This is a genomic window from Streptomyces sp. XM4193, assembly GCF_023072595.1.
GTDB lineage: Bacteria > Actinomycetota > Actinomycetes > Streptomycetales > Streptomycetaceae > Streptomyces.
Genome location: NZ_JALLGK010000005.1, coordinates 248,483 through 270,411, shown reverse-complemented (window position 1 = coordinate 270,411; position 21,929 = coordinate 248,483). Strand labels below are relative to the sequence as shown.

17 protein-coding genes and 1 CRISPR repeat array are annotated in these 21,929 nt (G+C 72.2%); of the genes, 11 read left to right on the top strand and 6 right to left on the bottom strand.

The genetic code is table 11. The features are described from left to right. Positions 1-106 precede the first annotated feature (106 nt). Together MTQ01_RS16400 and MTQ01_RS16395 are read left to right on the top strand one after the other, a co-directional pair. A complete protein-coding gene (locus MTQ01_RS16400; protein ID WP_247491109.1) occupies positions 107-541 on the top strand; it encodes a hypothetical protein in 435 nt (144 codons plus the stop codon). Next, positions 541-3,792, top strand: a complete 3,252-nt coding sequence (locus tag MTQ01_RS16395; RefSeq protein ID WP_247491107.1) for a tetratricopeptide repeat protein — start codon at positions 541-543, stop codon at positions 3,790-3,792. Before MTQ01_RS16400 ends, MTQ01_RS16395 begins: the two co-directional genes overlap by 1 nt. Positions 3,793-3,822: 30 nt before the next feature. On the opposite strand, the gene MTQ01_RS16390 is transcribed toward MTQ01_RS16395, so the two are convergent. From MTQ01_RS16390 to MTQ01_RS16380, 3 genes are all read right to left on the bottom strand, one after another. Next, positions 3,823-5,322: a hypothetical protein gene (locus tag MTQ01_RS16390; RefSeq protein ID WP_247491105.1), complete on the bottom strand. Its 1,500-nt coding sequence runs from the start codon at positions 5,320-5,322 to the stop codon at positions 3,823-3,825. A gap of 117 nt (positions 5,323-5,439) precedes the next feature. Beyond that, a CRISPR array of direct repeats spans positions 5,440-6,019; the repeat unit is 29 nt; unit sequence GGGTCCATCCCCGCGTGCGCGGGGAGCAG. A 429-nt stretch (positions 6,020-6,448) separates the two neighbouring features. Beyond that, positions 6,449-6,640, bottom strand: coding sequence for a DUF397 domain-containing protein (locus MTQ01_RS16385; RefSeq protein ID WP_247491304.1), 192 nt, complete (start codon positions 6,638-6,640; stop codon positions 6,449-6,451). After that, positions 6,640-7,482, bottom strand: a complete 843-nt coding sequence (locus MTQ01_RS16380; RefSeq protein WP_247491103.1) for a helix-turn-helix transcriptional regulator — start codon at positions 7,480-7,482, stop codon at positions 6,640-6,642. Before MTQ01_RS16380 ends, MTQ01_RS16385 begins: the two co-directional genes overlap by 1 nt. Before the next feature lie 201 nt (positions 7,483-7,683). Here MTQ01_RS16380 and MTQ01_RS16375 point away from each other — a divergent pair, with 201 nt between their 5' ends. The 5 genes from MTQ01_RS16375 (at position 7,684) to MTQ01_RS16355 (ending at position 13,247) form a co-directional block, all read left to right on the top strand. Beyond that, positions 7,684-7,884, top strand: a complete 201-nt coding sequence (locus MTQ01_RS16375) for a hypothetical protein (protein WP_247491102.1) — start codon at positions 7,684-7,686, stop codon at positions 7,882-7,884. Further along, a complete protein-coding gene (locus tag MTQ01_RS16370) occupies positions 7,881-8,048 on the top strand; it encodes a hypothetical protein (protein WP_247491100.1) in 168 nt (55 codons plus the stop codon). The genes MTQ01_RS16375 and MTQ01_RS16370 overlap by 4 nt, the downstream gene beginning before the upstream one ends. A gap of 262 nt (positions 8,049-8,310) precedes the next feature. Further along, the gene (locus MTQ01_RS16365; RefSeq protein ID WP_247491098.1) at positions 8,311-8,751 is read left to right on the top strand and encodes a hypothetical protein; all 441 of its coding nucleotides are present in this window, start codon (positions 8,311-8,313) and stop codon (positions 8,749-8,751) included. 393 nt (positions 8,752-9,144) lie between these two features. Continuing rightward, positions 9,145-11,211, top strand: a complete 2,067-nt coding sequence (locus tag MTQ01_RS16360; RefSeq protein ID WP_247491096.1) for an ABC transporter ATP-binding protein — start codon at positions 9,145-9,147, stop codon at positions 11,209-11,211. Beyond that, on the top strand, positions 11,208-13,247 hold the full coding sequence (locus tag MTQ01_RS16355; protein ID WP_247491095.1) for an ABC transporter ATP-binding protein: 2,040 nt from the start codon (positions 11,208-11,210) through the stop codon (positions 13,245-13,247). Before MTQ01_RS16360 ends, MTQ01_RS16355 begins: the two co-directional genes overlap by 4 nt. A gap of 129 nt (positions 13,248-13,376) precedes the next feature. On the opposite strand, the gene MTQ01_RS16350 is transcribed toward MTQ01_RS16355, so the two are convergent. Continuing rightward, positions 13,377-13,991 carry a TetR/AcrR family transcriptional regulator gene (locus MTQ01_RS16350; protein WP_247491093.1) on the bottom strand — a complete coding sequence of 205 codons (615 nt, stop codon included), beginning with the start codon at positions 13,989-13,991 and terminating at the stop codon, positions 13,377-13,379. A gap of 464 nt (positions 13,992-14,455) precedes the next feature. Between MTQ01_RS16350 and MTQ01_RS16345 the strand changes: the two genes are divergently transcribed. Beyond that, positions 14,456-16,066, top strand: coding sequence for an MFS transporter (locus MTQ01_RS16345; RefSeq protein WP_247491092.1), 1,611 nt, complete (start codon positions 14,456-14,458; stop codon positions 16,064-16,066). Between the two features lie 97 nt (positions 16,067-16,163). Here MTQ01_RS16345 and MTQ01_RS16340 read toward each other — a convergent pair whose 3' ends face one another. Then, entirely contained in the window at positions 16,164-16,790 is a 627-nt protein-coding gene (locus MTQ01_RS16340; RefSeq protein ID WP_247491089.1) for a protease, read from the bottom strand. A gap of 339 nt (positions 16,791-17,129) precedes the next feature. Between MTQ01_RS16340 and MTQ01_RS16335 the strand changes: the two genes are divergently transcribed. Beyond that, entirely contained in the window at positions 17,130-18,065 is a 936-nt protein-coding gene (locus tag MTQ01_RS16335) for a GlxA family transcriptional regulator (protein WP_247491088.1), read from the top strand. Positions 18,066-18,182: 117 nt separating this feature from the next. On the opposite strand, the gene MTQ01_RS16330 is transcribed toward MTQ01_RS16335, so the two are convergent. Continuing rightward, on the bottom strand, positions 18,183-19,256 hold the full coding sequence (locus tag MTQ01_RS16330; protein ID WP_247491086.1) for an NAD(P)/FAD-dependent oxidoreductase: 1,074 nt from the start codon (positions 19,254-19,256) through the stop codon (positions 18,183-18,185). A 136-nt stretch (positions 19,257-19,392) separates the two neighbouring features. On the opposite strand from MTQ01_RS16330, the gene MTQ01_RS16325 reads away from it, so the two are divergent. Beyond that, a complete protein-coding gene (locus MTQ01_RS16325) occupies positions 19,393-19,974 on the top strand; it encodes a TetR family transcriptional regulator (RefSeq protein ID WP_247491302.1) in 582 nt (193 codons plus the stop codon). A gap of 322 nt (positions 19,975-20,296) precedes the next feature. Further along, entirely contained in the window at positions 20,297-21,910 is a 1,614-nt protein-coding gene (locus tag MTQ01_RS16320; RefSeq protein ID WP_308294406.1) for a M4 family metallopeptidase, read from the top strand. Positions 21,911-21,929 lie beyond the last annotated feature (19 nt).

Sequence of the window (21,929 nt, the reverse complement as noted above, 5' to 3'; positions counted from 1 at the left end):
CAGCCGTGCCTCGCCTGACGTGGCAAGAACGCGGCAAGTCGGCCCCTGGCATGATGGGAGGTCGACTCGCCGCGTTCTGGGGCGAGATGGGGCCGGGGAGGGTCGCGTGGAGCTGGACGTCGCGGGGATCGTGCAGCAGAGCTGGCCCTACATCGGCGCGGCGGTCGGCGCGTACGGCACCGCGGTGGTGACCCGTGTCGGCGACGACAGCGCGGACGCCACCGTCACCTTCGGCCGCCGTCTGCTGAACAGGCTGTGGCGGCGCGAAGAGACCCGTCCGTTCCTGCTGCGCCAGCTCGGCGGGGTGGCGGACGATCCCGCCAACGAGGCTGCGCGCACCGCTCTGTTGGAAGAGCTGCGCCGGATGCTGGTGGACGACGAGGAGCTGCGGCGGGACCTGGCCGAGCTGCTCGGCGACGCCCCCGCGGCCCCCGCGAACAGCTTCCACGCCACCGGCGAGCGCTCGGTGGCCGTGGCCACCAACAACGGCGTCATCGCCACCGGCGACAACACCAGGATCGAGCGGGACCCGCGCGGCTGATGGCCCGACGACGCGACCGCGGAACGCCGACGGACCGCGGCAGTGCCAGGGCCCGGGCAGCGCAGCCGGGCCGCCGTGGGGACGCCGACCGTACGCCGCCGGGGCCGGTGGGCGCATTCGGCTCGCGTTCGGTGTTCGTCGGCGGTGACAACCACGGGCGGATCAGCACCGGCGACACCTACCTGCTGCCCGCGGACGTCGTGCGACCGCCGGCCGAGGTGCCGCCGCCGGTCGACCGCGTCGATCTGCCGCTTCCCGGCAACGCCCGATTCGCCGGGCGCGAGGAGGAGTTGGCGGGCATCGAGGCCGCGTTCGAGGCGGGCCGCAGCATCCAGGTGGTGCACGGTCTGGGCGGCGTGGGCAAGAGCGCACTCGCGCTGGAGTACGCACGCCGCCGGCGCGGCCCGGCCGGTCGCTACCGGCTCATCCACTGGATGCGCGCCGACAGCCCGCGGCAGATCACCTCCGGTCTGGCGGCTCTCGCCGACCGCACCCAGGGCCACCTCAGACTGAGCGGGCTGGACGAGCAGCAGCGTGCGGCGTGGGCGATCGGCTGGCTCCAGAGCTTCCCGGACTGGCTGCTGGTCTTCGACAACGTCGAGCAACCAGCCGAACTCGACCCGGTACTCGGCCGGTTGACCGGCGGGCACCATCTGATCACCAGCCGCCTCGGCACCGGCTGGAGCCATCTGCCACGTACGCTCGCCCTGGACGTGCTCCCGCCGGACGCGGCCGTCTCGATGCTCTCCGCCCTCTCCGGCCTGGACCACGAGACCGCCGGACTCGTCCAACTGGCCGACGCGTTGGGCCACTTGCCGCTCGCGCTGGAGCAGGCCGCCGCGTACCTGGAGCAGGAACAGCTCCAACCCGCGGACTATCTGCGCCTGTTGCACGAGCACCCCGCACAGGCCCTCGACCCGCAGAACCCGCAACGCCCACACCCACCGCAAGACCCGCAGGACCCGCAGGACCCGCACGCTGCCACCCTCGCCCAGGTGCTGCGGCAGTCCCTGGCCGCGGTCCAGGAGCAGGACCCCCGCGGCGCGCACGTGCTGAGGGTGCTGAGCTGGTTCTCGGCGGAACGGATTCCGCGGCGGTTGCTGCGTCCGCTGCGCGAGGACCGCTCCCGCCCCTCGCGCCGCCTCCTCGCCCGTACGGTGGTGCGCTGGACGCTCCCGTACGGTCGGCGGCGCCTCGCGCAACGCGCCGGTTGGCAGCGTCCGCGCGGCGCCGGAACCTGGTCCGCGGCGCACACCGCACTCCCCGGCTGGGAACGGGCGGTGGGCCGGCTGCGCGCCTACGGGCTCGTACGCGTCGACGGCGACCGCATCGCGGTCCATCCGCTCGTGGCCACCGTGATGCGCACACCGCAACCCGGCGATCCCCACCGCGACCCCTCGGCCGTCGAGGCGGCACGGCAGGAGGCCGTCGACCTGCTGCTCACCGCGGTCAGCACGCACCGCCACGACGACGCGGCCCAACAGCCTTACTGGCAGGGCCTGTTGCCGCAGATCGAGGCGTACGCCAGGCACACCGATCCGGCCCGGGACCGCGTCGACACCGCCGTCGTGCTGCGGCACGCGGCGCGCTACCTGCTCACCGAGCAGCTGCGCGCCCAGGAGGCCGCGGCACTGCTGGAACGGGCCGTCGCCGCGCTCCGGCGGCAGGTGGTGCTGCCGGGGATGCGACGCGAGGCGACGCGAGCCGCCCGTACGCTGCTCGCCGACGCGCTGATGCAGTCCGGCCGGCTGCGCGAGGCGATCGCGCTCCACGAGGAGAACGTCTTCAACGGGCCGGCCGACGGCCGTACCCCTTACGCACGACAGCCCGATCTGGCCGAAACCGGCGCACTCGCACTCGCCCACGTCCACGCCGGACAGGGCGCGGAGGCGGTGCGGTGGGCGGAACGCGCCGTGGCAGGCCACACCGCGCGACACGGCCCACTGCACGACCGCACACTCGCCGCCCGCAACGACCGGGCGCTCGCGTACCGCCTCGTCGGGCGCCATCAACTCGCCGTCGCCGAACACGAGTTGGTTGCCGCGCACACCGCAGCCCCGGCCCACCTGCCGCAGCCGACCCACCCACCGGAAGCGGGGGCGGATTCGGAGGCGGAGGCAGATTCGGCGGCAGACGAAAGCGGCGGTACGGGCGCGGACGCGGGCAGCACGGGCGCGGACGGCACAGGCGGCACAGGCCCCGACGCCCGTACGAGCCGTACTGTCCGCACGGCCCGTGCCGCACGCACTGCCCGCGCCGCACACGAGGACGTGAACTCGGGCCGGGACGCTCTCGTCTCCCGCACCAATCTCGCCCGTGCCCTGCACGAGACCGGCGACGTACTGCGCGCCGAATCCCTGCTGACCACGTCCCTCGCCGAGGCGGAACGGCTGCTCGGGCCGCTCCACCCGGTCACCAGGGACATCGGCGCCGCACTCGTCGACAACCGCCGGCTGCGCGGTGAACTCACGGCCGCACGCGAGCAGTTGGCGCGCGACCTCGCGGAGATGGACGCCGTCTTCGCCGCCGACCACCCCGAAGTGCGCGCCGCACGCGCCCAGTTGGCCGAGGCGCTGTCCGGCCTCGGCCAACACGCGGAAGCGTGCGCGCTGTTGGCCGAGATCCTGCGGAGCCGGGAGGAGACCGTCGGCACCGGCGAGCCGGCGACCCTGTGGGCACGGGCCGACCTCGTACGGGCGCACCTCGCCGCCGGCGAAGCGGCACGGGCGCTCAGCCTCCAGGAGGAGAACGTCCGTCTCGCGTGCGAACACCTCGGCCGCGACCACCCCGCCACCCGCGAACAGCAGGCCCTGCGCAACCAGCTGTACGGGCGGACCGGCGACTGGTCACGCGCTGCCGCCGCCAACGAGGAGTTGGCCTCGGACCTGGAGCACGCACCCGGCTCCGAGGACGTCGGCCCGCTGCTCGTCGCCGTACGCCACCAACTCGCCCTCGCCTACCTGGAGTCCGGCGACGCGGAACGCGCCGTCGTCCTCATGGAGCACACCCTGAGCCTGCTGGAGCGCGACGGCGGACGCCTGCGCACGGACAGCCTGTACGCCCGCAGCGTTCTGGCCCGCGCCTACGCGACGACCGGCGACACCGAGCGCGGCGAGGCCATGCTTCGCCACGCGCTCGCCGACGCCGAACTCCACCACGGCCCGAACGCCGAAACGTCCTCCCAACTGCGCACCGCAGCACGGACGTTGGCGGCAGCATCCCCTCCGGCCGGGCGCCCGAACCCGGCTTAGGGGCGCGCCCTCACGGTCCGGCCCGTCCCCTCAGCTCCGCTGCGCTCGCAGCGGCAGCAGGCAGGGCAGCAGCACCAGTGTGTACACCCACGGCACCACCAGCGCCACAACCACCGCCAACGGCCACGACAGTTGCCCGCCCGCGCCGAGTACGACACCGGACGCCACTCCCATGACCACACCGGACGCCGTCATCCACGACCGCGAGACCAGCGGATAGCGCCAGGACGCCGCCATCCGCAGAGGAACGGCGCCCATGAACGAGAGCGCGACCACCGACGCCACCGCTCCCGCCATCCCGGCCAACGGAACCAGTACGATCGCCGCCCACCACGGCACCGGAAGCGCCACACCGGCGGCCACCGCCCAGGCCAGCACACCGCCGAGCGTGAGCGCGCCGTACAACTCCTTGCTCTGGGCGCCCCGTTGGCCCTCCACCACGACCAACGACACCAGCGCTGCCACGGCCACCACCAACGCCGTACCGCCTGCCACGAGCAGCGCCGACAACCCGGTGGCCAGCGACAGGAGCAACCCCGCCGCAACCGCCGTCACCAGCGCGACCGCACCGGCCTGAACCACGACCGGCCGCTCCCCCGGCTCGCGCAGCCGCGCACGCCGCACACCCGCCCGTACGGCGTCCTCGTTCCGCGCCGCTCTCGAAGCCCGTACCCCGTCGCCTCCCGTCGCGCCCGATGCGCTCTGCCGCGCGTTCTGTGCGTTCTGCGTGTTCCGCGTGTTCTGCGTGTTCTGCGCGGCCGACGCGAACGCCGACACCGGCAGCGGGCCCTCCGCGATCTCCCGCAGACGAAGCTCCAACTCCTGTGCGCTGCGCAGTCGTTGACCGGGCACCGGGTCCAGCAGCTCCCGCAGCAGATGGTCCAGCCGCTGCGGCACCCGGGACGCGTGGCGCCACGCCGGCTCGGGGCTCACCTCATCCGGCGGGCGGCCGGTGGTCAGCGCGTAGAGCAGCTGCCCGAATGCGTACAGATCGGAATCCGGCGTCGCGTCGGCAGCAACCGTCAGACCCGGTGCGGACAGTACGGCCGCGCCCTCACCGTCGAGCAGCACCCCGTCCAGGTGCACCGAACCGTGGACCACACCCGCACGGTGCAGCGCCGCAAGCCCGCGAACGAGGTCGAGCCCCCAGCCCACCACCTCCGGCAGCACCGGGCCCTCCGCAGCCAGCCGCGCAGCCAACGTCCCGTACGACGTCGGCGCCTCGACGAGATAACACAGCCGCCGCTCCCCGACCTCCCACTCACCGTGGTCGCTCACCACCACCGACTGCGGCGGCTGCACGGTGGCGTACGCGGCAACGATCGTCGCCGCGCGTTCCGCCCGTTCCTGCGTGTGCTCCGCCAACTCCACGACCACCGGCCGCTTCCGCCGCACGTCGTACGCGTCCCACCTGCCGAGCTCGCCACCGTCCCCCGCCGACTCCCCGGCCGCCTCACCCTCCCGACCCTCCCGCCGAACGGTGAGCCGGAACCGGCCGTCCACCACCTGCCGCACATCCGCCCTCGTCATACCCCAACCCTCACCCCAACCACCCCCACCCACAACCCACCCCTACACCCCGAGTTCCACCGGGCATTCGCGTACACGGAAAGCAGCTCAACCGCTGAAACACGCAGTTCGCCCTCGCGAGCCCATCCCCGCGTGCGCGGAGAGCAGGCTCACGAAGCGCAGAAAGTTTGCGCTGTACCGGGTCCATCCCCGCGTGCGCGGGGAGCAGCTGGTCCGTGGTGGACCACCGGCCGACGATGGCGGGTCCATCCCCGCGTGCGCGGGGAGCAGCTGCCGGGGGCCGTGGGGTAGCGGCGGTCCTTGGGTCCATCCCCGCGTGCGCGGGGAGCAGTCGGCGCGGGTGCACCCCCCCTCGACTACGTCGGGTCCATCCCCGCGTGCGCGGGGAGCAGTCGGCGCGGATGGGAATCGGCTTGGGTCGGCCGGGTCCATCCCCGCGTGCGCGGGGAGCAGTCGCCGGCAGCACCAGCGAAGTCAATGCCGTGGGGTCCATCCCCGCGTGCGCGGGGAGCAGCCAGCGGCTTGTTCTCGCCGCACTTTGTGCACGGGTCCATCCCCGCGTGCGCGGGGAGCAGCTCCAACCGGGCCGCGAGTGCGGCCCGGTCTCGGGTCCATCCCCGCGTGCGCGGGGAGCAGGCCTCGTTGCCGTATCCGCCCGCGCGCAGCGCGGGTCCATCCCCGCGTGCGCGGGGAGCAGTCTTGTTGACCTGGGGTGTTATGGCGGCGGAGGGGGCTTTGGTGCAACTATTGGGGATTGCGACATAGTTGATAATCTCGACATTAAGGAAGTCCGGGGCAAGGTGCGCGGAGGGGGTTGGGGTCGCGGGTGCGGCTCCAACCCCCTCCGGGCGGGCTACTGCCCGTCGCGCGTCGCTACCCTCAGGACTGGGGGCGACGGCCGTGGTTCGCGCTGTTCTTGCGACGAGCCTTCTTCTTACGGCGACGCTTGGACGACATGGCTACCTCCGGTCGTGGTCGATCTCGGACGTCGTTCCGACCAGGGCACAGCCCGGCAGGTGACGCCCCGTACTCGGCTCAATCCCAGCCGTCCGCGCCCCGTAGGGCAAATCCGCTGGTGACAGGCGTGATGGAAGCGGTCGCACGGCGTCCGGGACGGCGAGGCCGCCTATCCGTTCAGTGACCCCGACTTGAGGGCGGTGAGGAACGTCGTCCAGTCGTCGTGTGCGAGTACGAGCGCGGGGCCCGAGGGCACCTTGCTGTCGCGGACGGGTACGACGCCGGCGAAACCGTCGGCAACTTCGAGGCAGTCGCCGCCGTCCTGGTTGCTGTAGCTGGACTTGCGCCACGAAACGGACATCAGGTTGAAGTCGGGTCGCACGGCGGCTCCTTGATGAGATCGGCGATGAGCTTCAGCGACTCGGCGACCGGCAGTGCCTCGTCGCGGAGTCGATCGTAGCTGAGGACGAGGCGCTCAACCGGGCTGGTTTCCTCGACCAGTTCACCGGAGTAGCCGGACTCGATCCAGGCGACTGTTCTGGCGTCGGGCGTCCGCAGCAGATTGACGTACATGTTGGTCAGGGCGTGGAAACCCGTTGCCAGCGGCAGGACTTGGACGGAGACGTTGGGCAGCTCCGTGGTGCGCAGCAGGTGGTGCAGTTGTTGTGCCCAGTGCGCCGGATCCTTCGTCGGGGTGCGGAGTACGGCCTCGGAGAGGATGACGCGCAGGAACGGTGCGTTCGGGGCGTGCAGCAGGTGCCTGCGTTCGCAGCGCGCCTTGACCTGTGTTTCCAGCGAGTTGCCGGTGAGGCCGCCGGCGGACAGCAGAGCACGTGCGTACGGCTCGACCTGGAGCAGGCCGGGCACGACGGCGGGCGAGTAGATCTGGATGCTGGTGGCCTCGGCCTCCATCGCCATGTAGCGGCGGTATCGCGCGCGGAACTGGCTGGGGTCCTTCTGCGCGATCTCCCAGAGAATGAGGAGGTAGTCGGTGCCGTAGAGACGGTCGAGGTCCTGGACCATCTCCGGGCCGCCGAGGGTCTCGCCCAGTTCCATCCGGCCGAGGTGCGAGTGGTCCCAGGTGATCGCCGCCCCGACTTCGCGCAGCGTCTTTCCGTGTCGCCTGCGACAGGACCGCAGTTCCTCGGCGAATCGGGCGCGGGGTTCCTGCGAGCGGCCGGTGACGGCCCTTCTGATCGGCATCGGGTTCTCCCTTTTCTACGCCGTGTTGTTGGTTTTGTGGAACGTGTCGCGGAGGACGTCGGCACAGCCCTTCATGCGCTGGTGCGAACGGTCACTCGACGCGCACTCTCGTAAACGTAGCGCCACGAACCCCCTCGACGGACCGGTTCTGGCGACCGGAACGGGGAGCTAAGGCAGGCGCACGTGATCGTGGAGGGGCGCATGAGTGGAACAGCGGACGGAATAAGGCAGTTGGGGGCCGAACCGGCCCGCAGCCGGGTAGGCATGTCCGGGGCGCATGAGGAGCCGGATGCCCGGGAGTGCCCTGCTCATGAGGCGGTGAGGCTGGTCGGATTCGGTGACGTACACCCCTTCTCCGCACGGGAGTTGACCGGCGCGGCGCGCAGGGGGTGGGAGGCGTGAACAGTTCCGACGAGTCGGGGTTCGACGGGTGCGCGGAGTGCGTGCGACTGCGGCGCGAGCGGGAGGCCGCGAGCCTGGCGGGCGAGCTGTCGCACGAGGTCGATTGCGCGATTCTGTTGCAACGGCACATGGTTTCGGAACACCCGGCGGTGCGACGCACGTGAGCAGTCCGCACAAGAATTCCGACGACGGTTTCGACGCCGACGGGGCCGTACCCGCGCCGCCGACACCTCCCGCGCCGCCACCGCCATCACCCGCAAGAACAACCACCACGGAACTCGCACACGGCACTGCCACCACGAGTGCCGAAGACGCCGGGGACATCGCGGCATCCACCGGTCAACGGGTGTTCAGCGCGGACGAGTTGGCCGTCGAGGTGGCAGCGCTCCGAGCCCGGGTTCGGCTGCACCTGGCGCGGCTGCGCCGGTGAACCCCACCTCGCACCCGTACGGCGAGGAAGCGGTGACGCGGTGGCCCCGGCAGCCGTGCGGAGAGGGCTATCTGTGCGAGGTGTACGCGCAGCCCCTCGACGCCTCGCCGCTGTTGCTGCTGGCGTCGGCCCGTCTCAACTCGCCCCGGTTGGTGCTGCGTTGGCTGACGGGTCGGGCGGTACGGCTCTCCCGTGCGCTCGACCCGGAGCCCGGAGCGGGTCCGTGGCCGACCGCCGCACTCCGCCCGGCACCGGACGACGCTCCGTCGCCGGGGGTCCGACTCCGCCTCTGGGCGCAGGACCGGTCGGCGCACGAGGAGCTGCTGCGCGGGCTGCGTACACGGGAGTTGGTGTCGGTCACCGCGGCGGACACCGGCGTGCTCTACACCCTCACCGCCCGCGCTCTCCCGGCACCCACACTCTCGGCCGCTCGGTGAAGTGTCGGCGGGGACAGTGTCGGTGCGCTGTCAGTGAGCTGTCGGCGGGGGCAGGGGGAACAGGGACGTACGCCCCTCCCCCGTCGGCACCACCCGCCGGTGGACGCCGACGGCGCCCGGCCGCCGCAGCCCGCGTGAACGCCACGATGCGTGACTGCGCTGCGGTTCGTACGGACACAGCCCGCACCCGTACTCCGGGCCGCGCCGTACGCCGGGGCCGCGCCGTACGCCTACCCACGCCCGTACGCCGGGCCGCGGACACCGCGGTGCGGCGCCGGGTCGCGCCGGGTCGCGCCGGGACGCGGGGCTCACGCGGGACGCGGAATCGGACTGAGGTCTTAGGCCGAAAAACCGAGTGAGAGTTGTCAGTGGTGAACCGTAGGCTCGGTGCCGATGAACGCGCCTACCGAACCCCCAGCCGTGACGGCCGCCGTGGAGGCGGACGAGGTCACCGAGGCGGCCGTCGACCGAGCAGCCGACCAACCTGCCGACCAGCGGGAATCCGACCCGTCGCGGTCGGCCGTGCGATCGTTGCTGCGATTGTGGCCCTTTGTGAAACCGGTGCGGGCGCGGCTCTTCACGGCTGCGTTCATCGCGATCATCGCGTCGTGCACGGGTCTGCTGGTGCCGGTGGTGCTGAAGTGGATCGTGGACGGCCCGGTGGCCGATCGGGACACCGCGGGGGTGTGGCTCGGCGGCGGCTTGCTGTTGGCGGTCGGTGTGGCGGAGGCGTTGCTCTTCGGTCTGCGGCGGTGGCTGGTGGCACGGCCCCTGGCCGGGGTCGAGGCGTCGATGCGGGCGCGGTTGTACGAGCGTCTTCAGCGGCTGCCGGTGAGTTTCCACGACCGTTGGGCGAGCGGGCAGTTGCTCTCCCGCGGCACGACCGACCTCCAGCTGCTCCGGCTGTTCCTGGCCTTTCCGATGACCTTCCTCCTGGTCAACGGCGTGACCATCCTGGTCGGTTGCGGCATTCTGCTCGCGCTGGACTGGGGCCTGGGGCTGCTGCTGCTTCTGCCGGTGGTGCCGCTGATCGTGCTCTGCTCCCTCTTCGAGGGGAAGTACGCGGTGCAGGCCCGGCTGGCGCAGGACCAGGTCGGCGATCTGACGACGGTCGTCGAGGAGTCGGTGCTCGGCGTGCGGATCATCAAGGGCTTCGGGCGGCACCGCAGCCAGGCGAGAGCCTTCCGCGACCTGGCGAACCGTTTGCGCGGCACCGAGCTGCGCAAGGCCCGGCTGCTCGCCGGCATCTGGGCGTTGATCATGACGCTGCCGGAGCTGGCACTCGGCGCGGCGCTGCTGCTCGGCACCGTGCAGGTGGCGGACGGCGAGTTGTCCGCGGGGACGCTCGTGGCCTTCCTGTCGACGGCGCTCGCGCTGCGCTGGCCGATCGACTCCATCGGTTTCCTGCTGGCGATGAGCAACGAGGCGGCGACGGCGACGGATCGTTTCTACGAGGTGCTGGACGCCCCCGTGCCGCCGGACACCCTGCCCGCGAAGCCCGGTGCTGCCGGGCGCGCGGACGGCCCGTCCGGTCGGACCGCGACACAGCGGCCCGCCGGGGAGAAGCAGCCCGGGCCTGAGCGCACCGCGCAGAAGCCGTCCGGGCAGCAGCGATCCGAGCCGGAGCAGGCGGAGCAGAAGCCGTCCGAGCGGGAGTTGGAGCCGGAGGGCGGGGACGGTCTGCGGCTGGAGGGGGTCGTCTTCCGGTTCGCGGATGCGCCCGAGTCGGCGCCGCCGGTGCTGGACGGCGTCGACCTGCGGATACGTCCGGGCGAGACGATGGCCCTGGTCGGGGCGACCGGCAGCGGCAAGACGACGCTGACGGCGCTCATCCCGCGGCTGCACGAGTTGTCCGGCGGTCGCATTCTGCTGGACGGCACGGACGTCGCGACGCTGCCCGGCGCGGAGTTGCGGCGCAGGGTCGCGGTGGCCTTCGAGGAGCCGACGCTCTTCTCCGCGAGCGTGCGGGAGAACGTCGCGATGGGCGCGGGCGCGGAGGCCGACGAGCTGGTCGGCGACGAGGACGTCTGGCGCGCACTGCGGGTGGCCCAGGCGGACGGTTTCGTCTCGGCACTCCCGCAGGGCATCGAGACGCAGGTCGGCGAGCAGGGCCAGAGCCTGTCGGGCGGGCAGCGTCAGCGGCTCGCGCTGGCGCGGGCGGTGGTCGGCAGACCGCAGTTCCTGGTGCTGGACGACCCGCTGTCCGCGCTGGACGTGCACACCGAGGCACTGGTGGAGGCGGCGCTGCGCGAGGTGCTGGCGACCACGACCGCGCTGGTGGTGGCGCACCGCCCCTCCACCGTGCTGCTCGCCGACCGGGTGGCGCTGCTGTCCGGCGGGCGGTTGACGGCCGTCGGCACCCACCACGAGCTGCTGCGGGACAACGCGGAGTACCGCCATCTGATGTCAGGCGCGCCCGAGCAGGCGCCGAGTGAACCAGAACTGTGGGGAGCACGGTGACCACCTCACCCTCGACCGCCAACTCTCGGACGAGCAACACCACTTCGTCCTCGGACGCCGAAGCGCGCACGGACGCGCAGAAGCGTGCGCAGGACCCGGCGCAGGACCCGGCGCACGTCGACGCCCGGGCCCGCCCGGGCACGGAGGTCGGCCCCGACACCGGGACACATCCGGACTCCGACGCCCGTACCGGCACTCCGGCGGACGGCGACGCCGGTGCTCCGGCGGACGGCGAGGAGACCGCCGCCGACCCGTTCGACCGGGACGTGCTGCCCGCGCCGAAGGACGCGCCGCGGCGGCTGCTCGCTTCACTGCTGCGGCACCACAAGCCGTGGGTGGCGCTGGCCGCGGTGCTGCTGGTGTTCCAGCAGGCGGCGATGCAGGCCGGCCCGCTGCTGGTGGCGTTCGCCATCGACCGGGCGGTGCCCGCGCTGCGCGGCGACGACTACGGACCGCTGGTGCTGCTGGGCTCGCTCTATCTGGTGGCGGCGGTCGCCTCCGGCGGTCTGCAGTACGTCTTCATCAGAGTCGCGGCCCGCATCAACCAGCGGGTGCTGCTGGACCTGCGCGGCCGCATCTACCGCCACGCCCAGGCGTTGAGCGTGGACTTCCACGACCGCTACACCTCCGGCCGGTTGATCTCGCGGTCCACCACGGACGTGGAGGCGCTGCGGGAGCTGCTGGACGAGGGCCTCCAGGAGCTGATCCAGGTCGTCCTGTCGATCGTCTACATCACGGCGATGCTGCTGGTGCTGGACGTGGGGCTGGGCGGGGCCGCCGTGCTGTCGTTCGTGCCGCTGCTGATGCTGGTGCGCAACTTCCAGAAGCGTTCGATGCGGGTCTACCGGAAGCGTTCGACGGCGATCGCGGCGGTGATCGTGAAGTTCGCCGAGACCATGAACGGCATCCGCCCGGTGAAGTCCTTCCGGCGCGAGCGGGCGAACGACGCGGCTTTCGCCGAGCTCAACTCCCGCCACCGGCAGGTGAACGGCGACTCGATCCTGGAGATGGCCCGCTACGTGGTGCTCTCCCGGCTCACCGCCAACGTCGCGGTCGCCGCGATCGTGGTGTGGGGCGCGTACCGGGTGGCGGACGGCACGCTGGCGCTCGGCGTTCTCGCGGCGTCCGCGCTCTACATCCGGCGGCTCTACGACCCGATCGACCGTATGGGCATGTTCCTCAACTCCTACCAGTCGGCGGCGGCTTCGCTGGAGAAGATCGCGGGCCTGCTGGCGCAGAAGCCCTCGGTGCCCGACCCGGTCCAGCCGCGCGAGCTGCCGGAGCGGAAGGCCGGGAAGCCGGGCAGATCGGTGGAGTTCGAGGGCGTGAGCTTCGGCTACCGCACCGGCGGCGAGGTGCTGCCGAGGTTCGATCTGAGCATCCCGGCCGGCCAGACGGTCGCCGTGGTGGGCTCCACGGGAGCCGGCAAGTCGACGCTCGCCAGGCTGCTCGCCCGTTTCTACGATCCGAGCCACGGCCGGGTGCTGCTGGACGGCGTGGATCTGCGGGAGTTGGCGGTGCCCGAGCTCAGACGCGGTGTGGTGATGGTGACGCAGGAGGCGTTCCTCTTCAGCGGCACGGTCGCCGAGAACATCGCCATCGGCCGTCCGGACGCCACCCGCGAGCAGATCGAGGACGCGGCCCGGGCGATCGGCGCGCACGACTTCATCAGTGCGCTGCCGGACGGGTACGACACCGATGTGCGCAAGCGCGGCGGCCGTATCTCCGCGGGCCAGCGGCAGTTGGTCTCCTTCGCCCGTGCGCTGCTGGCAGACCCGTCGGTGCTCATCCTGGACGAGGCGACGTCCTCGCTGGACGTGCCCGGCGAGCGGGCGGTTCAGCAGGCGATGGACACGGTGCTGCACGGGCGTACGGCGATGGTGATCGCACACCGGCTGTCGACGGTCGAGATCGCGGACCGGGTGCTGGTGATGTCGGACGGCAGGATCGTCGAGGACGGCCCGCCCGCCGAACTCATCGCGGGCAGCGGCAGGTTCGCCGATCTCCACCGCGCCTGGCGCGACAGCCTGAGCTGAGCCGCAGGCGTCGAGCCGCAGGCGCCGCCTCCCGGAACGGCAACCGGGAGGCGGCGTACAGGGGGCGACGCTCGGGAGGCGGCGTTCAGGAGTTCAGGAGTTCAGGAGGCGGCGTACACGAGGCGGCGTTCAGAGGTCGGGGCGCCGGATCGGTGGCGCGGGTTCGGGCAGGGTGCCGGCGTTGGCCGGCGAGAGGCTGTCGAGGATCAGGGCCACGTACCGACGCCATCCGGTCTCGCCGGGCTCCATCGTCCAGGCGACGCTGATCAGCATGGTCATGATCCGGCGCAGGTCCTCCGGCACGAGGTCCTGCCGGATCGCTCCGGCCTGCTGGCCGCGTCGCACCACCGGGTCGAGCGCATCGAAGAACCGGTCGCCCGCGCCGCTGGTCAGCACACCGGTGTTCCGGGCGGCGACGAGCACGTGGTGGTGGGCGATGGCGGAGGCGAGCGCCGTCTCCAGCATGAGGGCGACGCCGCGCAGCGGGTCGGGGTCCTGGCGGGCGCGGTCGAGCGCGGGGTTGACCTGCTCGGCGAACTGCCGGTCCAGTACGGCGCGCAGCAGCGCGCTCTTGTCGGGGAAGCGGCGGAACAGAGTGGCGATGCCCACTCCGGCACGGCGGGCGACGGCGTCCAGCGAGGCGTCCGGCCCGACCTCGGCGTAGACCTCGCGGGCGGCCCGGAGGATCTTCTCCGAGTTGCGGGCGGCGTCGGCACGCAACGGTCTGGGGGTGCTTGTGGGCATACGGCCACCCTAACAAGTGATAGTTCACCATCTTTTCGAGTTGACTCGTCGGCCCGCTCGAAGTGAGAGTTGGCTACTGATTGGGGCCGTCCTCCGACGCCTCGCAGGACGGCCCCGCGATCCACAGCCGTCGGTCGCAGGTCGTCGACCTGCGGCCGGACCCGTGCAAGCGGGGCCACCGAGGCGCCGTTCCGCCCGCTCAGGCCGTCCAACCCGTCCAGCCACCACCGCACACCGTCCGACCCGACCCGACCCGCCGCGTTCCGCACCACCCGCAGGTCCCCTGCGACCGCACGTCCCGCACGCCGCACGGCCCGAACGAGTACATCCCGCACCGGCACGACCCGTACGAGCACGGCCCGCGCTGTCCCGCCGGGCGGCAGCCGCGCGGAGCGGCCACCGCGGTGTCCGAACCCCGGCGCCTCGACCGAAGCGCCGCCCGTCACACACCCGAGGAAACCTCCATGTCCCAACCGTCCACGAGCCCGCGGACCGGCGGAGTGGTCGCGACGCTCGCCCTGGCCGGTGTCACGGCCGCGGTGATGCAGACGCTGGTCACCCCGCTGCTCCCGGAACTGCCCCGGATACTCGACACCTCGCCCTCCAACGCCGCCTGGGTCATCACCGCGACGCTGCTGGTCGCGGGTTGCTGCGTGCCGATCATCGGCCGGCTCGGCGACATGCTCGGCAAGCGGCGCATGCTGCTGGCCTGCTCGGTGCCGCTGATGGTGGGTTCCGTGGTGTGCGCACTGTCCGACAGTGTCGTGCCGATGATCGTCGGCCGCGGCCTCCAGGGCGTCGGGATGGGCATGATCCCGTTGGGGATCGCCCTGCTCAGGGACGTCGTGCCGACCGAACGACTCAGCTCGTCGATCGCGCTGGTCAGCGCCTCGATGGGCATCGGCGGCGGTATCGGGCTGCCGGTCGCCGCGGCGGTCGCCCAGTACTCCAGCTGGCGCGCGCTGTTCTGGGGTTCGGCCGTGCTCGCCGCGCTGGTGGCGGTGATGATCTATCTGCTGGTGCCCCAGGCGCCGCCCGCGGCCAAGGGGCAGCGCTTCGACTTCGTGGGTGCGGTCGGGCTCGCGGTCGGCCTGGTCTCCCTGCTGCTGGCGGTCTCCAAGGGCGCCGACTGGGGCTGGGGTTCGACCACCACCCTGACGCTCTTCGCTCTCGCCGCGGTGACTCTGGTCGCCTGGGGCTGTTTCGAATGGCGCACCCGGGATCCGCTGGTGGACCTGCGCACCACCGCCCGTCCCCGCGTGCTGCTCACCAACCTCGCCTCGATACTCATCGGCTTCGGCATGTACGCGAGCATGCTCGTCGTTCCGCAGCTGTTGCAGTATCCGGAGGCCACCGGATTCGGCTTGGGCCAGTCCATGCTCGCCGCCGGGCTGTGGATGCTGCCGGGCGGACTGATGATGATGGTCGTCTCGCCGCTCGGCGGGATGCTGACCAACGCCCGCGGCCCGAAGACCACGCTGATCAGTGGCGCGCTCGTCCTGGCGACCGGCTATCTCGCCTCGCTTGTGCTCACCGGTACGGCGGTGGGACTGATGACCGCTCTGATGATCATGAACAGTGGTGTCGCGCTCGCCTACGGCGCGATGCCCGCGCTGATCATGAGCGCGGTGCCGGTCGGCGAGACCGCAGCGGCGAACGGCTTCAATGCCCTGATGCGTTCGCTGGGCACCTCGGTGGGTGCTGCCGTGGTCGGCGTCGTGCTCGCCCAGATGACCACGACCGCCGGCGGGTACACCTTCACCTCGGAGAGCGGGTTCCGCACGGCTCTGATCATCGGCTGCGTACTGGCGCTCGCCTCGGCCGCCATCGCCACCCTCATCCCGCACACCCACACCGCCGCCCCCGACCCCGCCCCGCAGCAGGCGCCCCCGGCCGGCCGACCGGACGCAGAAGCGGACACAGAAGCGGACGCAGAAGCGGACACGGGGCCGGGCGCGGGGACGGGCAACGGGCGGGGCTCGGGTCCGGGCGCCGGGCCGCTCCGGGGCGCGGACGTCGGCCCGGGCGACGCCTCGGCCGGGGCGGACAACGACCCGGTGCGCACCGGGAGTTGAGCACCCCCGCCGTCGTGGGGCGGGCCCGGCCGACGGGCCGAACCCCCACGACGGCGGGGCCGCCCGGCACGCGTCCGGAGCGACGGCCGGCGACCCGTCAGACGCTCGTCGTGGACCCGGGTCGCACGATCATGAGGATCGTCACGGTGACCCACAGCAGGTTGAAGATCCCGGTGACCATGCCCAACCGGGCCGCCGCTCGCCGCACCGAACGCGCCTCCGGAACGGCCGCGGTACGGATCTCCGCACCCGCCTGCGGGCGTGCCTGCGCAGGTGCCTCCGTACGGGTCGGCACGTCGGCGCCGGCGCCCCGCACGTCGGCGGACTCCCCCTGGAGGGCGTCGAGTTCGCGTTCCTGTGCGGGCAGGATCAACAGGCCCAGCACCGCGGCGGCGGCTGCGGTGAGCACCATCGAGACGATCAGCCAGGCGCTGCCGAGCACCCCGAGGCTGTTGGCGGTGGCGAGTCCGAAGACCGGCACGCAGACGCCGAACACCGCGTACACACGGCAGATCCGGTGCAGCAGCCGCAGTACGACGAGCCCGTCCCGACCCGCGGCGCGATCCGGTGCGCTTCCGCGCGGTGAGCCCTCGTCCCCCGTCGTCCGGTTCCCGGCCGCGGCGGCACGGCGCAGCGCGGGCGGGAACATGCTGGCGGCGACGGTCACCGGCCCGACGGCGACGACGGCCGCGATCACGTGCAGGGTCAGCAGCAGCTTGGTCACGACAGGCACCCGCTCGCGGAGCCGGTCGCACCGCTCGGGAGCACCCGGCAGGGGCCGATGCCGTCGAGTGGCTCGAAGCCGTCCAGGAGAACGATCTGCGCATGCATGGAAGGGCCTTCCGGTGGTTCGACGGTACGGCGGGCGACCGCACAAGCGGCTGCGGCTCTCGAACGTAGCCGCGCACCTCCGCCCTCCCCAGTGGCAGGAGTGACACCCTTCAACGGGTTTCCGCCAAACCTCGCGGAAACCCCATGCACCCACTCCGAGCTGCACTGATCTGTCACAGCAGAACGTCCGACGCCGGATTCCGCTCTTGACCGGCCGCGTAGATTACGACGCATGCACACGGTCGCCGTCCTCGCCCTGGAGCAGGTCATACCCTTCGACCTGTCCACCCCTATCGAGATCTTCGGCCGCACCCGGCTGCCGGACGGCCGCCCCGGTTACCAGGTCCGCGTCTGCGCGGAGCAGCCGGAGATCGACGCCGGCGCCTTCACCCTGCGCGCGCCCCACGGACTGGACGGGCTCAAGGGCGCGGACACCGTCGTGGTACCGGGTACGGCCGTGCTCGCCGCGCCGTCGCCCGCCGTCCGAGCGGCGCTGATCGACGCGGCGGCGAGCGGCACCCGTATCGCCTCGATCTGCGCCGGCGCCTTCCCGTTGGCCGCGACCGGTCTGCTGGACGGGCTGCGGGCCACCACGCACTGGGCCGCCGCGCAGACCCTCACCGACCTCCATCCGGAGATCGACGTGGACCCCGACGTCCTCTACGTCGACAACGGGCACGTCCTCACCTCGGCCGGCGCCGCCGCCGGACTCGACCTGTGCCTGCACATGATCCGGCGCGACTACGGTTCGGCGGTCGCCGCGGACGCGGCCCGGCTCTCGGTGATGCCGCTCGAACGGGAGGGCGGGCAGGCGCAGTTCATCGTCCACGACCTGCCGCCCACCCCGCGCGGGCGGGGGCTGGAGCCGCTGCTGGAGTGGCTTCAGGACAACCTCGGCCGTGAACTGGCCCTGCCCGACATCGCGGACCGCGCCGGCACCAGCACTCGTACGCTGATCCGGCACTTCCGCGAGCAGACCGGCACGACCCCACTGCGGTGGCTGCACCGCGCACGGATCCGCCGGGCGCAGCATCTGCTGGAGACCACCGACCACGCGGTGGAACGTGTGGGCGCTCAGGTCGGGTTCGGTTCCCCGACCGCCTTCCGGGACCGCTTCAAGCGCACCACTGGCGTCAGCCCGCACGCCTACCGCCGCTCCTTCCGCTAGGGGGCCCGGGCCCCGCGGTCAAGCCCACACCGGCGGACCGCACTTCACTCCGGACCGCACCTGTCGTCGCACCCACCATCGCCACACACCCACAACGGCCGGTCGTGGAGCGCCGGTTCAGGGCAGCAGGCGCAGTGCCCGGTCGCGCAGTCGCACATGTCGGGTGGACATCACGCGGTGCAGGGTGCGGGAGCCGAGAGCGACCCGCTGGGCGCTGCGCCGACGTTCGCGGTCGTAGGCGTGCAGTGCGGCGACGCGGGCGCCGCGGCCGTGGGCGGCCAGGGCGCGCGCCAGCGCCTCGGCGTCGAGCACCGCGGTGCAGGCGCCCTGGCCGAGGTTGGGCGTCATGGCGTGCGCGGCGTCCCCGAGGAGCGCGACGCAGGGACCGCGCGTACTGACGAACGAGCGCAGCGCCGGGGCGAGATGGCGCATCTCGTAGCGGATCCAGGTGCTCGGGTCCGTCTCCGCGAACAGGCGGGGCACGGGGTCGTGCCAGTCTCCGAACCGGCCCGGCAGTTCGTCGATCGTGGTGCCGCGGGGGACCACGGCGTACCAGTTGGTGCGGCCCGGCACGATCGGGGTCATGCCGAGGAAGCTGCCGGCGCCCCAGGTTTCGCCGTGGATCGGGGACTCGAAGTCGGCGATGCCGATCCAGGCCGTGTTCCCCGCCGTCCGCGGTGCGCTCCGGTCCCCGAAGTGGGCGGTGCGCACGGTGCTGCCGATGCCGTCGGCGCCGATGAGCACGTCGTACCGGTCGGCGAGGTCCACGGCGTCGGTGACCGGCTCGCCGTGCCTGATCCGGACGTCGCCGAAGGCGTCGAGCGCCCCGAGCATCGCGTCCAGCAGGTGGGGGCGGGAGAGGAGGAGTTCCGGGCGGCCCTCGCGGCGTTCGATGCGTTCCAGCGGGAGTCGGGCGAGTGGCCGCCCCTGCGGCGCGCGGATGTACGCCTCGCGGTACGGGAGGGAACGGGCGTGCAGTGCGGCTCCGACGCCCAGCCGTTCCAGTGCGCTCTGGGCGGTCGGGTGGATGCCGAACGCCGTGCCGTAGCGGGCCGGTTCGGGGCGCCGTTCGAGGACCGTCACCTGCCAGCCGGCGCGGCGCAGGCCGAGCGCGCAGGCCAGTCCTGCGACACCGGCGCCGACGATGACGGCGCTTCCGGGCTCGCCCGTACCGTCGGTCGGTCGTGCCATGACTCCTCCGAACTTCGCGTTTCGCCCGACGGGGCTGTGCCCGGCCGAGTAACCACCACATACGTGGTACCACAGCTGAGGTAGTACGGTCAACGGGGATGATGTCCGCACGACAGAGAAGGAGAGCGACGACGTGGTGAACACCGACCGCAGGACCCGACTCGGCGACGCGGCGATGGAGGTGCTGGCGGAGCACGGCGGGCGCGGGCTGACCCACCGCGCGGTCGACGCGGTCGCGGACGTGCCGGCCGGCACCGCGAAGAACTACTTCCCCACCAGGGACGCCCTGCTGCGCGCGGCGGCCGAGCAGTGCGTACGGCAGTACCGTGCGATCACCGAGGAGTTGGCCGCCCGCGGCCCCTCCCCGGACAGCCGCCGGGCGCTGGTCGCCCAGCTCACCGGGCTGCTCGCCGACGTCGCGGGGCCGGGCCGGACGCGACTGCTGGCCTGCCTGGAGCTCCAGGCCGAGGCAGCACGCAGGCCGGCGCTCTCCGACATCCTCGACCCGATCGCCGCCTCGGACTTCCCCGGCATGGAGGCCGCCCAGCGAGCCGCGGGCCTCCCTCTCACCCCGGCCGCCTCCCGCACCGTCACCCTCGCTCTGCACGGAGCGATCACGCATCTGCTGGCGGGCGGCCCCGCGACCATCGCCGCGGCGGGTCTCGACGACCTCGACCGCTTCGTGCGCGAACTCCTCGACGCGGTCCGCCCGGAGTGACCGAACGGCACTGAACGCGGTCCGCCCGGGGTGACCGAGCAACCCTGAACGCGGTCCGTCCCGGAGCGACCGGGCCGTCCTTCGGAGCCGCTGCGCAACCGCCGCCACGGGGGCCACGGGCAGGGCTCGGACCGGTCTCGGAACGCTCCGCGAACGCCCCGCACCCGGTCAAGGTTTGGTCAATTCTCCCTGCATACGGCGCAGTTGTGCGAACGGACGAATTCCTTTCCCCTGCCCGCTACCCCCCTGACATGTACGCGGCCCACATGGCAGGCTGCCGCCAAGCACTGGGAAACCCCCCACTCCCATTCAAGGAGCCCATGTGAGACCCCACCGCGCACACCGCACCTCCCGCCGCGCCGTCACGATCGGCGCGGCGCTTGCCGGTTCGGCCGCTCTGCTGGCCGCCGGCATCAGCACCGGCACCGCCGGCGCGGCACCGTCCGACGCCAAGGGCGCGCTGCCCGCCAGCCTTTCGGCCGGCGACTACCTCAGCCTGGTGAAGGCCGCCGACGCCCCCGCGGCGAAGAAGGCCGTCGCCAAGGAGCTCAAGCTCGGCTCCAAGGAGGCGCTGGAGGTCCGCAGCGTCATCAAGAACAACAACGGGGACACCCACACCCGTTACGAGCGCACCTACGACGGTCTGCCGGTCATCGGCGGCGACCTGGTCGTCCAGAAGAGCAAGGGCGGCGACACCGAGCGCGTCACCAAGGCCAACGACGCGAAGATAGCCGTCGACACCGACGCCGCCGTCGCCGCGCACAAGCCGAAGAAGTCCGCCGCCAAGGGCAGCGAGGCGCCGCGCCAGGTCGTACTGGCCGTCAAGGGCAAGCCGGTGCTCGCCTGGGAGACCGTCAACGGCGGCGTCCAGAAGGACGGCACCCCCAACGAGCTGCACGTCTTCACCGACGCCAAGACCGGCAAGAAGCTCTTCGAGTACCAGGGCATCCACAAGGGCACCGGGACCGGCCAGTACAGCGGCGAGGTGGAGCTCGGCACCACCGAGGCCGACGGCAAGTTCACGCTGACCGACGGCGAGCGCGGCGGCGGCCGTACCACCGACCTCAACAACGGCCAGTCCGGTGACGGCGAGCTCTTCACCAACGACTCCGACGTCTGGGGCGACGGCACACCCGCCAACCGCGAGACCGCCGCCGTCGACGCGCACTTCGGCACCGCCGCCACCTGGGACTACTTCAAGGACGTCCACGGCCGCGACGGCATCCGCGGTGACGGCGAGGGCGCCCTGACCCGCGTCCACTACGGCGACAACTACGTCAACGCCTTCTGGTCCGACGCCTGCTTCTGCATGACCTACGGCGACGGCGAGAACAACGAGAAGCCGCTCACCTCGACGGACGTCGCGGCGCACGAGATGACCCACGGCGTCACCTCCGCCACCGCGGGCCTGGTCTACCAGGGCGAGTCCGGCGGTCTGAACGAGGCCACCTCGGACATCTTCGCCGCCGCGGTGGAGTTCCACGTCAACAGCGAGACCGACGTGGCCGACTACATGGTCGGCGAGATGATCGACATCAACGGCGACGGCACCCCGCTGCGCTACATGGACGAGCCCTCCAAGGACGGAAAGTCCCTGGACTTCTGGGAGGAGGGCGCCGGTGACGTCGACGTCCACTACTCCTCGGGCATCGGCAACCACTTCTTCTACCTGCTGGCCGAGGGCAGCGGCGAGAAGGAGATCAACGGCGTCAAGTACAACTCGCCGACCTCCGACGGCTCGACGCTGGAGGGCATCGGCATCGAGAAGGCCGCGGACATCTGGTTCAAGGCCCTCACCGAGCAGATGACCTCCACCACGGACTACGCGGACGCGCGCCGGGCCACCGTCGCCGCCGCCACCGACCTCTACGGCGCGGACAGCGCCGAGGTCACCGCCGTGGAGGCCGCCTGGGCCGGAGTCAACGTCAACGGCTGATCCGGCAACACGCCTGAGC

Excerpts from the sequence above, each read along its gene's own strand:
- MTQ01_RS16395 (WP_247491107.1), top strand. The coding sequence starts at position 541 with ATGGCCCGACGACGCGACCGCGGAACGCCGACGGACCGCGGCAGTGCC.
- MTQ01_RS16390 (WP_247491105.1), bottom strand. The coding sequence starts at position 5,322 with ATGACGAGGGCGGATGTGCGGCAGGTGGTGGACGGCCGGTTCCGGCTC.
- MTQ01_RS16385 (WP_247491304.1), bottom strand. The coding sequence starts at position 6,640 with ATGTCCGTTTCGTGGCGCAAGTCCAGCTACAGCAACCAGGACGGCGGC.
- MTQ01_RS16380 (WP_247491103.1), bottom strand. The coding sequence starts at position 7,482 with ATGCCGATCAGAAGGGCCGTCACCGGCCGCTCGCAGGAACCCCGCGCC.
- MTQ01_RS16375 (WP_247491102.1), top strand. The coding sequence starts at position 7,684 with ATGAGTGGAACAGCGGACGGAATAAGGCAGTTGGGGGCCGAACCGGCC.
- MTQ01_RS16360 (WP_247491096.1), top strand. The coding sequence starts at position 9,145 with ATGAACGCGCCTACCGAACCCCCAGCCGTGACGGCCGCCGTGGAGGCG.
- MTQ01_RS16350 (WP_247491093.1), bottom strand. The coding sequence starts at position 13,991 with ATGCCCACAAGCACCCCCAGACCGTTGCGTGCCGACGCCGCCCGCAAC.
- MTQ01_RS16345 (WP_247491092.1), top strand. The coding sequence starts at position 14,456 with ATGTCCCAACCGTCCACGAGCCCGCGGACCGGCGGAGTGGTCGCGACG.
- MTQ01_RS16335 (WP_247491088.1), top strand. The coding sequence starts at position 17,130 with ATGCACACGGTCGCCGTCCTCGCCCTGGAGCAGGTCATACCCTTCGAC.
- MTQ01_RS16330 (WP_247491086.1), bottom strand. The coding sequence starts at position 19,256 with ATGGCACGACCGACCGACGGTACGGGCGAGCCCGGAAGCGCCGTCATC.